Origin of the sequence: Accumulibacter sp. (assembly GCF_023806635.1) — a bacterium.
In the GTDB taxonomy this organism is placed as follows: domain Bacteria; phylum Pseudomonadota; class Gammaproteobacteria; order Burkholderiales; family Rhodocyclaceae; genus Accumulibacter.
This window is the reverse complement of sequence record NZ_JAMTDQ010000030.1, coordinates 23696-30259: the sequence shown is the minus strand read 5'-3', so window position 1 is coordinate 30259 and position 6564 is coordinate 23696. Positions and strand designations below refer to the sequence as shown.

Annotated in this window: 3 protein-coding genes and 1 tRNA gene; 2 read left to right on the top strand and 2 right to left on the bottom strand. The window is 69.1% G+C overall.

Annotation, left to right across the window (positions count from 1 at the left end; all coding sequences use genetic code 11):
- Positions 1-56: 56 nt before the first annotated feature.
- Together menA and NFW30_RS05605 are read right to left on the bottom strand one after the other, a co-directional pair.
- Positions 57-965 (bottom strand): 1,4-dihydroxy-2-naphthoate octaprenyltransferase, encoded by a 909-nt coding sequence (gene menA, locus NFW30_RS05610; RefSeq protein WP_295352206.1) that lies wholly within the window; start codon positions 963-965, stop codon positions 57-59.
- A 114-nt stretch (positions 966-1079) separates the two neighbouring features.
- Positions 1080-1164 (bottom strand) — tRNA-Leu (locus tag NFW30_RS05605).
- A 115-nt stretch (positions 1165-1279) separates the two neighbouring features.
- Between NFW30_RS05605 and queA the strand changes: the two genes are divergently transcribed.
- A complete protein-coding gene (queA, locus tag NFW30_RS05600) occupies positions 1280-2338 on the top strand; it encodes a tRNA preQ1(34) S-adenosylmethionine ribosyltransferase-isomerase QueA (protein WP_295352203.1) in 1059 nt (352 codons plus the stop codon).
- Between the two features lie 14 nt (positions 2339-2352).
- Positions 2353-6561 (top strand): DEAD/DEAH box helicase, encoded by a 4209-nt coding sequence (locus tag NFW30_RS05595; RefSeq protein ID WP_295352200.1) that lies wholly within the window; start codon positions 2353-2355, stop codon positions 6559-6561.
- Positions 6562-6564: the final 3 nt, after the last annotated feature.

The window sequence follows — 6564 nt, the reverse complement described above, 5'->3', positions numbered from 1 at the left end:
TCTCGCTCCGACACTGGACTTCGGATGATCTGCAGACTTGCGGGTAAAGGGCAGGACTAGGGCACACGCACGAGCAAGCCGACGGAAAGCAGGAAAGCAAAAACCATCTGCAGTCCAGCAGTGCCGGCGAGCAGTGCGTTGTACTCTGATCCGGCAGCGCGGTGGAAGCGAACGATCTGGCGCAAAGCCAGCGGCAGCGCCAGACACGGCAGGGCGAGCCAGACGCCACGGCCAGTCAGCGCGGCCAGCCACGGCAGAAGTGCGAAGGGCAGCAGCGTTTCGCCGGCGTAGATGCCGCATGCCGCCCGCCGCCCGCAGAGAACCGCCAGCGTTCGCCGTCCGGCGCGGGCGTCGGTTTCCCGGTCACGCGTGTTGTTGACGGTGATCAGGGCGGCCGCCAGCAGGCCGACGATGCAGCCGGCGAGCACGGCCGCAGGCGCCAGCGACAGGGTCTGCAGGTAGTAGCTGCCGCTGACCGCCAGCACGCCGAAGAACAGCAGAACGAAGAACTCGCCGAGCGGCGTGCAGGCGATCGGCCGCGGCCCGCCGGTGTAGGCCCAGCCAGCCGCCAACGACGCCAGGCCGATGGCGACGATCGGCCAACCGCCGTGATCGGCGAGATGGACGCCGAGAAAGAATGCCAAGGCAAAGGCGACCCACGCACCGCGTCGCACGACCCGTCCCGGCAGCCAGCCCATGGCCGTCGCGCGCGGCGGCCCGAGGCGCTCGGAGCCATCGACGCCGCGCTCGAAATCGGCGACATCGTTGTGCAGGTTGGTGCCGATCTGGATCAACAGCGCGGCAAGCAGCGCGACCAGCGCCGGCAGCCAGAAGACAGCCGCCTGCTGCGACCACGCCAGCGCACTGCCGACGAGCACCGGCACCAGTGAAACGCCAAGCGTCTTCGGACGCACCGCCAGCCACCAGGCGCAGGCCCGGCGGGGAGTCGTGCCGCCCGCCATCATCGCCATCTGCCGGCCGGCGCTGCAGCGGCGGCGAGCGTCTGACGGCCCGGGGACTGCCAGGCCGGGTGCTATAATCCGCCGCTTTGAACGCACGGGTCGTTGGTTGTTGTGTCGTGGTGCCGAGAGGGGGAATCGAACCCCCACGCCTTGCGGCGGCGGATTTTGAGTCCGCTGCGTCTACCGATTCCGCCATCTCGGCCTGAGCGCGCGGTCTGCGCGCGGCATGAGGCGGCGATTATCGCGCATTCCACGGCCGCGAACAAGCCGACGCGGGCGGCGCCGGACGACGCCGAACTCGTACCCGCCACGCTGCCATGCTGACCCTCGACGACTTTGACTTCGAACTGCCGGCCGAGCTGATCGCCCAGCAGCCGGCCGCCGAACGCAGCGGCAGCCGGCTGCTGCGGCTGCTCGACACCGGCATCAGCGATCACCGCTTCGACCAGCTGCCAGCGCTGCTCGATGCCGGTGACCTGCTGGTATTCAACGACGCGCGCGTCATCCGCGGCCGCATGTTCGGTCGCAAGGCAAGCGGTGGCCGCATCGAGGTCCTTTTCGAGCGCATCATCGACGCCCGCCATGCACTCGCGCAGATCCGCGCCAGCAAGTCCCCCAAACCTGGCAGCCGGATCCTGCTGGAGGAGGCAATCCCGATGCTCGTCGGCGAGCGAAGCGGCGAGCAGGGCGAGTTCGTCGCCCTCGAACTCGCTGCCGATGGCGACCTGTGGAGCCTCGTCGAGCGCCACGGGCGGCTGCCGCTGCCCCCCTACATCAAGCATGTCGCGACGGCTGCCGACGAGGCTCGGTACCAGACCGTCTTCGCCCGCTCACCCGGCGCGGTGGCAGCGCCAACCGCCGGCCTGCATTTCGATCAAGCGCTGCTGCAGCAGCTCGCCGGGCACGGTGTCGGCAGCGCCTGGCTGACGCTGCATGTCGGCGCCGGAACCTTTCAGCCGGTGCGCGCGCACGACCTGCGCGAGCACCGGATGCACAGCGAGCGCTTCGAGCTTCCCGCCGCGACGGTCGCCGCGATCGCCCGCACGCGCAGCAGCGGTGGTCGCGTGGTCGCCGTCGGCACGACCAGTCTGCGGGCGCTCGAGGCGGCAGCGCGATGGGGCGAACTGCGCGCCGGCGCGGACGAGACCGATCTCTTCATCACTCCGGGCTACGAGTTCCGGGTCGTCGACCGCCTGCTGACCAACTTCCATCTGCCGCGATCGACTCTGCTGATGCTGGTCGCTGCCTTCGCCGGCCATGCGTCCATCCGTAGCGCCTACGAACATGCCATCCGCAAGCGCTATCGCTTCTTCAGTTACGGTGATGCGATGCTGCTGACGCGGCAATGCGCGTCGCCTCTTCGTCACGCCATCTGAACCCCCAAACGACGATGTCCAGGAACCCGCTGAACAGCACCGCCTTCGACCAGCTCGACACCCTCGGCCTGGCTCCCGACACGCACAGGGTGGCACTCGCCTGCGCGCTGCTCTGGGCCAGCCGCTCGTTAACCGACGTGCATCGGCTGCTCGTCGTCAGCGGCCTGAAGACGCGAACCGGCCATGCCTTCAGCCTCGCCGACGTCAGGAAGGCGTGGCTGCAGTTGGCGGAGAGGGATCTGCTGTTCGAGGATCGGTCGCGCCACGGTGCTTTCCAGTTGGTGGACTCGCTGCGCGCGCCGCTCTACCGGCAGTGGCTCGATACCGCGACGGGCAGCGCGCTGTTCGATCTCATCTGTCAAGTCGATCGTTTCCACCCGGGCGAATCCAGTTACTACTGGAGTACCGGCAGCGTGGCCACGACCGTCGCCTACGTTCGCGCCAAGTACTTCAGCGGTGCGCCGACGACCGAACTGCAAGCGATCAGAAGCCTCGTGTCGCGCTCGATGAAATGGGAAAGCATCGCCCTGCAGGCGATCCTGCCCGCCTTCGACGGCCCCAGCTTTGCCCGCATCGACGGTCCCGAACGCTGGTCTCTCGCCTACCAGGCGACCGCCGGCGTCTGCCAGAGCTACACTGAAACGTATTTGCCGATCGTCGATTGGGCGTGCGCGGAAGTCACCCGCGACGCGACCGTCGTGCCTGAGCAACTGCGCCTCGTTATCGCCGACCTGGCGTTGCTGCGCGGCGATGCCGAGCTGCTGCAGGCTGCTCTGCGCGGCATCGACAATGGCTGGGTTGCCGGCATCCGGGCAGCGCAGCGGGTACTCGAGGGCGAGTGGGCTGTCGGGCAGGCAGCCTTCGAAGCGGCCCTCAAGCAACGCCGGTCAGAGATCGGCGGCAGCAAGCACTTCCTGTCCGCCGGCATCGCCTGGTTCTACCCTCTGTCATTGCTCGCCCAGGCGACGACGCGCCATCTCGAGCTGGCGCGCAAGTTCTGTGCCGCCGAATCCGGCAGACGCCAGCCTGACCCCGAATCCGGATGGGGTCGCTGGGTGCACGCGATCGACGTCCGTCTCGGCAGGGCTGCACTCATCGGCAACGCCGTCCTGCCCCTCGGGACTTCGCCCGACACGCTGTTCGGGGCGCCGCTGGACACCCTCTGGGGAATCCTCCTCGCCGCCTGGCTGAGCAGGGAAACCATCACGGCTTCCGGGGCACGCGACCCGCAGGAGGCCTGGCTGAATCCGATCGCCGTGCTGCGCGGCAAGCTGCGCGCCTGCCGGATGCAGGCGCTGTTGCGCCAGCTCGACCACGCCGCTGCGGTACTCGAGGGGCACGATCCGCCGGCCGGCTCCTTCATCTCCGGCAGCAGCGAGCACTGGCACGAAGTCCTCGTCACGCTGCAGTCGCTTGGCGTCCATGGCAGTGAGGCGGCTGCTGGTGTGGTCACCAGACTGCTGTGGGAAGTCGACATCGGCAGTGGGGGGCAACTCGCCGGCATCCGCCCGCTGGAACAGAAGCGCGGCCCGCGCGGCTGGGGCCGGCCACGCGCCATCAGTCTCGCGCGACTCGTCGACAACCCGCAGCTCTCGGCGGCCGACGCCAAGGTGGCAAGAGCGATCCGCAACGATCCCGTCTACAGCAGCCGCATCTACCTCGATCTGGCGGCGGCGATCGTCGCCCTCGTCGGACACCCGACGATCTTCCTGGCCAACGCGCCGGAGCAGTTCGTCGATCTGACCGAAAGTGCGCCGGAACTCGAACTGATCCGCGATGGCGACCGGTACCGGATGCGCATCGATCCGCCCCTGCGGCTCCAGGCCTCTGTCGACGTCGACGCTTACTATCTCGACGGCGAGCAGCGTCGCGTGCCCGAGTCACTGCGCCTGATCACCCTCATTGTAGACGGCCCGCAGCGATTGCGGCTGGTGCGCTTCTCGGCCGAACAGCAGCAGGCCGCGCGACTCGTCGGCGGCCACTTTGCCATTCCCGCCGGCGCGCCCGGCGCACGGGAAGAGATCGAGAAGACGCTGCGTGCGCTGGCGGCCCGCTTTCAGATCCATGCCGACGCGGCACAGGCGGCACGCCAGGTCGCCAGCGACTCGCGCCTGCGCGCCGAACTGGCGCCCGTCGATGCGGATCTCTCGCTGCGCCTGGTCGTCACGCCCCTCGGCAGCGATGGTCCGCGACTGACGCCGGGCAGCGGCCGCAGGCAGTTGATGGCGGTCATCGGCGGCGAGACGGTCGGCACCGAGCGCGATCTGGCAGACGAGCGACGACATCTCGAGGCGATCCTCGACGCCCTGCCCTTCCTCGACGGCAGCGAGCGCAGTTGCGAATGGCTGATCGACGATGCGGAGAACGCGCTCGCCGCAGTCGAGAGGTTGCCAACCCTGCCCGAACTGGCTGCCGTCGAATGGCCGAAGGGCAGGAGCGTGCGCGTCGTCTCGCTCGGCCCGCGGCAGCTCGGCGTGCGCGTGGCTCGCGAGCGTGACTGGTTCCGGCTCGACGGCGAGGCGATGGTCGATGAAGGTCTGGTGCTGCAGCTATCGACGCTCCTTGGCGCCGCGCGCGACCGTTCGCGTTTCGTGCCGATGGGCAACGGCATCTACGCCGCGCTGACCCGCTCGCTGAAGCAGAAGCTCGCCGATCTGGCGGCGGTACTCGAGCCCGACAGGGATGGCGGCAAGGCGCCCCTGGTCGCCGCCGCCTGGCTCGACGAGATCCTCGACGGTACCGAACTCGATGCCGGCGCGGATTTCCGCCAGGCGATCGATCGCCTGCGCAGCGCCCAGGCGATCGCGCCGCAGCCACCGCGACTGCTGCAGGCCAGCCTGCGGCCGTATCAGGAGGACGGCTACCAGTGGGCGATGCGCCTCGCGACGGCCGGCATGGGCGGCTGCCTCGCCGACGACATGGGGCTCGGCAAGACCCTGCAGGCCCTCGCCGTGCTGCTCGAGCGAGCGGCGGGCGGGCCGGCTCTGGTCATCGCGCCGACCTCGGTGTGCGGCAACTGGCTTGCCGAGTGCCAGCGCTTCGCACCGACGCTCAGCGCCCGCATCTATGGCGAGGCGGGCGAGGGTGAACGCGAGTCGCTGGTCGCCGATGCCGGGCCGCAGGACCTGCTGATCGTCTCGTACACGCTGCTGCAACTGGCGCAGGAGCGCTTTGCCGGCCGCAGCTGGCACACGCTGATCGCCGACGAAGCGCAGGCGGTCAAGAACGCCGCGGCGAAGCGCTCGCAGGCGGTCTTCGAGCTGCGTGCGGATTTCCGCCTGGCGCTGACCGGCACGCCGGTCGAGAACCGCCTTGCCGACCTCTGGTCGATCATGCGCTTCGCCAACCCCGGTCTGCTCGGAACGAGCAACCGCTTCAACGAGCGTTTCGCCGGACCGATCGAGCGCAACCGCGATCGCGAGGCGCAGCACGTGCTGAAGCGGCTGGTCGGCCCGTTCGTCCTGCGGCGAACGAAGTCCGAGGTGCTGCAGGACTTGCCTGCGCGCACCGAGCTGATCCTCAGCATTGCGCCCGAAGCCGCCGAAGCGGCGCATTACGAAGCGCTGCGCCGCGAAGCGGCGCGCGAGATCGACGCCACGCTGGAAGACGCACCCGCCGCGCAGGCGCGCTTCAACGTCCTCGCGCAACTGACCCGCCTGCGCCGCGCCGCCTGCGACCCACGTCTCTGCAGCCCGCAGTTCGGCATCGCCGGTGCCAAGGTACAGGCCTTCGCCGACCTCGCCGGAGAACTGATCGCCAACGGCCACAAGGCCCTGATCTTCAGCCAGTTCGTCGACTTCCTGCAGATCCTGCGCGAACCACTCGACGAAGCGGGGATCAGCTACCAGTACCTCGACGGCGCCACGCCGGCCGCCGAACGCAGCCGCCGCGTCGCTGCCTTCCAGGCCGGCGAAGGCGATCTCTTCCTGATCAGCCTGAAGGCAGGCGGCTTCGGTCTCAACCTCACTGCAGCCGATTACGTAGTCATCACCGACCCGTGGTGGAACCCGGCGGCCGAGGACCAGGCGATGGGCCGCGCGCACCGCATCGGCCAGTTGCGGCCGGTGACGGTCTACCGTCTGGTCAGCCGCGGCACGGTCGAGGAACGGATCGTGGACCTGCACCACGAAAAACGCGCCCTCGCCGAAAGCATCCTCGCCGACGGCGAAGCGAGCGCGCTGCCGTCCACCGAGGATCTGGTGGCGCTGATCCGCGGCGAGTGACAG

What these genes read in the sequence shown, in the direction of transcription:
- menA (WP_295352206.1), bottom strand. Translation starts at nt 965, where the DNA reads ATGATGGCGGGCGGCACGACTCCCCGCCGGGCCTGCGCCTGGTGGCTG.
- NFW30_RS05595 (WP_295352200.1), top strand. Translation starts at nt 2,353, where the DNA reads ATGTCCAGGAACCCGCTGAACAGCACCGCCTTCGACCAGCTCGACACC.
- queA (WP_295352203.1), top strand. Translation starts at nt 1,280, where the DNA reads ATGCTGACCCTCGACGACTTTGACTTCGAACTGCCGGCCGAGCTGATC.